At 79.8% G+C, this 1,075-nt stretch carries 1 pseudogene; it reads left to right on the plus strand.

Annotated elements, in window-relative coordinates:
* Positions 1-1,075, plus strand: a pseudogene (locus ACFV5N_RS27990) (SMC family ATPase); the annotation flags it as partial.

Raw genomic sequence — 1,075 nt, forward strand, 5'->3', positions numbered from 1 at the left:
GCTGCTCGGGCGGCTGTTCGACACCCGCCGGTTCGCGGCGGTGGAGCAGCAGCTCGCCGAGCGGCGCCAGGCGGTGACGGCGGGCGTACGGGAGGGGGACGACCGGCTCCGGTCACTGGCCGACCGGCTGCGGCAGGCGGCCGGGGCCGGGGAACCGGCCGAGGATCTGCTGGTGTGGGCCGCGCAGTTGCGCAGCCTGGCCCGGGAACGGCGCGACATCGCCGCCCAGTCCCTGCGGACGGCCGAGGCCGCGCACGCCCGGGCGGAGCGGGAGGTCACCGAGACGGCGGACCGGGTACGCCGCGCCGAACGGCGTGCCGAAGCCCGCGCCCGCGCCGCCGTCTGGGAGGCCGAACGGGAGGAACGCGAACGTACCGAGCGCGAACTGGCCGACGCGCGCGCCGCGGAGAGCGTCACCCCCGCGCTGCGGCTGCGCGAACGGGCGGCCGAGGAGCACCGCCGCGCCGTCGAGGCGGCGCGGGACGCCAGGGCGGAGCTGCCCGCCGCGTTCGACGGCGCGTCCGCCGCCGTGCTGGCCGAGGAGGAACGGACGGTACGCGGCCGGCTCGGCGCGCTGGGCGCGGCCCGGCAGGCCGAGGAGCGGGCCGCCCGCCTGGCGGCCGAGTGCGCCGCGCTGGAGCGCGCCGACATCGCGGACGCCGCGCTGCTGGCCGGCACCGTCGCGGAGCTGGAGCGGTTCGCACCGGAACGGGACGGCCTCGCGGCCCGGCTGCGCGCGGCGGAAGCGGCCGGAGCGCGCGCCGGACACCGTGCCGAAACCCTGGCGGAGACCGGCCGCCGGCTGGCCGCCGCCCGGCGCCGCCAGGAACTGGACGACCGGATCGAGGAGGCCGCCAAGGAAGCGCTGCGGGCCCGGGAGCACGCGAGCGCCGCGTACGAGGAGTGGCTGGAGCTGAAGGAGCGGCGGCTGCGCGGCATGGCCGCCGAACTCGCCGCCGCCCTGCGGGAAGGCGAGCCGTGCGCCGTCTGCGGCTCCACCGCCCACCCGCGTCCCGCCCCGGTCGGCCCGCACTCCGTCTCGCCGGACGACGAGCGGGCGGCCGAGGAGAAGCAC

Origin of the sequence: Streptomyces sp. NPDC059853, assembly GCF_042731495.1 — a bacterium.
Lineage (GTDB): Bacteria > Actinomycetota > Actinomycetes > Streptomycetales > Streptomycetaceae > Streptomyces.